Consider the following 2,600-nt stretch of genomic DNA (forward strand, 5'->3'; position numbering starts at 1 on the left):
TGTAGAGTAAGCATCCAGCGCCTTTCCACGTTTCTGTGATAGGTTTCCAAATGCTCCTCTCCGAACCGGACTTACACGTCTCCATGTATCCGGCTCTCCATCTGTCATCTGCATTTTATATCTCGCCTTTGTGTCTTTTTAAATGACACTCTTTACAAAGAGCGATTGTTTTACGATTTCTCGCTATCATTTGTTGTTCGAGATATGATTTATTCGACTTTCCCCGAAGGTTTTTCAACCTTTTAACGTGATGCATGTGTATGGTTGTATTGCTTCGTCCACATGATTCGCACGTTTCCGCTTTTATTCGGTCTGAGAGCCTTGTTGTACTCATTGTGTATCTAGTATTTTTTTCAACATCTGTTTGCTCTTTAGAAATTCCGTTTATTCTCGGAAAATTACGCTCGATAAAGTGGATTTGTTTTATACCTCTTTTTGTTTCATATTCCACTGTAAAACGTCCATTTTTCATATACTTTTTCCGAATATGTTTGGTACGCTTTCTATATTTCGTAGCGAATGTTTTCAACATCGAATAAAACATGAAGTAAGCGAACCTATGCATATGATTACTCACGTTCTCGGCTAGTCGATAATAGTTATACAATCCACGTATTTCACTGTTATACTGGGAAACAATCTCTAAGTCTTCATTTCGTTGAAAGTAATTTCTTGGTTTAGGCTTCCAAGTGCCGTTGGCACTCATTTGGATGGCTTGGTACTTTTGTAACTTATTTACCCATGCTTTATGTGGCATTTTTAATTGGACTTTGCCATTTAACAGTCTTATTTTTCTACCTAATTTATCCGTACGAATTGCTTGGCTTTTGAATATCTTGATTTCATATCCAAGAAACTGAGCTTGTTTATTTGATGCATTTGTTATTAACGTTTTCTCCATGGACAGTTCCAATTTCAACTTATCTTTTAGAAATTTTGCTATTTCTTCTTTTACGTATTGGGCATCCTCTTTTGAACTGATGATTCCTATCAAGAAGTCATCTGCATATCTTACATAAGTAAGTCTTCTATATTCATTGTCCATTTGATCACTGTAAGGCATTTGTGTTAGTTTTTTCTTCAGTACCTTCACTTCTTGCTTCCAGTTTTCGATACTATCAGAGTCTTCTTGTTCATCGGTATTATCAATTTTCTTCTCAAGCCTACGCATTTTACTTCGTACGTTTTCATATTCAGGATTTTTCTTTCGTCTCTTTCCTTGATTGAAGCTGTTCTTAAAAGATTCCATATATACGTCCAATTCATTAAGGTAAATATTTGAGAGTATCGGGCTTATAATACCACCTTGTGGAGCTCCACTATATGTGTTGTGAAACTTCCACTCGTCTAAATACCCCGCACGTAAGAACTTCCAAATGAGTTCTATGAAATTTTCATCGGAAATTTTTCTTCGCAGAATCCCCATTAAAGTATGATGTTCAATGTTATCAAAGAAACCCCGAATGTCTCCTTCTATGAACCATTTACTTCCTGTAAAAGTACGCTTTATTTCTAATAGAGCGCTGTGACAACTTTTATTTTTCCGGTACGCGTGTGAGGAATTAGAAAAATTCGGTTCATAGATTACTTCTAAAATCATGCGAATAACTTCTTGCACTAATTTGTCACAGAAGCTGGGTATTCCTAGAGGTCTTTTCTTACCATTTTTTTTCGGTATATAGACTCTTTTGGACGGGTAGGGTTGATAACTCTTGTTTTTCAACACTTCAATGAGCTGTTCTACTTCTTCCATAGAAAATCCATCAATAGACCTTTGGTCTACTCCCATAGTTAATGCACCATCGTTTTTACTTAGATTATTGTATGCCAGTAAAAAGAAATCTGGATTGTAAAGATTTCGATAGAGTCTTGTATATTGATACTTTTTATCGAGACTCTTCTTTCGCAGATTGCTTAATACTACTTTTGGACATTGCATAGTGCCTTTCGCACCTCCCCAATTTGGTAATAAGCTAACAGACTGCCTTCCTTCGCCTTGTACTAGGCTTTCCCTAGCTCTGACTACTATGAAGGCTCCGTTGCCATATCAGATATTCATAAGCCATACTTCTTGACTGTTGGGTCTTGAAGTTATCCTTAATAGCCATTTTGGCATTCTGACGTAGGCAATCCCCATTTAGTAGACAAGGAATTTGCACGTACGATTTCGGATACGACGTTCACACGTTTCTTCTATATAGAAGCGGGCAACAGATGACCTTATTCATGTAGGATGACATACACTATCCTCATGACATCTGTTAAATCTCGTTCGTAAGCATCTTCCAAGATTAGTTACGGTGGCCTCCCTTGTGCTATCGTTCAAGCAGTCTAGCTTTTATCCTTATTCGTACTTTATATCTCGCCGTTCAGTCGTGGCTTGATGCTTAGCCAACTTACGGCTTTCTTGGCATGCTGTTGTCCCCCTTCAGTTTCCCTCCAAGGTAAACCAAGTGATACTAGGTCATGTAAGGTTAACCTAACGGCTTGCAATCACCGTTTTTCCTTGCCCCCTTATGGGCGCACGAAATCACCATAACAATATGGATACCTAAAATTATTTTTATTTCCACCACAAGTATACATCGCTGGATTTTGAT

1 protein-coding gene and 1 pseudogene are annotated in these 2,600 nt (G+C 37.6%); both read right to left on the reverse strand.

Annotated features, from left to right (window positions below; genetic code table 11):
• Nucleotides 1-115: 115 nt before the first annotated feature.
• Nucleotides 116-1,939 (reverse strand): reverse transcriptase domain-containing protein, encoded by a 1,824-nt coding sequence (locus tag ACTFSL_RS31000; RefSeq protein WP_088338955.1) that lies wholly within the window; start codon nt 1,937-1,939, stop codon nt 116-118.
• Nucleotides 1,940-2,526: 587 nt separating this feature from the next.
• Nucleotides 2,527-2,600, reverse strand: a pseudogene (locus ACTFSL_RS31005) (lysozyme family protein); the annotation flags it as partial.

Source organism: Bacillus cereus group sp. MYBK108-1 (assembly GCF_051917185.1).
Taxonomy (GTDB): domain Bacteria; phylum Bacillota; class Bacilli; order Bacillales; family Bacillaceae_G; genus Bacillus_A; species Bacillus_A cereus.

Excerpts from the sequence above, each read along its gene's own strand:
- ACTFSL_RS31000 (WP_088338955.1), bottom strand. The coding sequence starts at position 1,939 with ATGCAATGTCCAAAAGTAGTATTAAGCAATCTGCGAAAGAAGAGTCTC.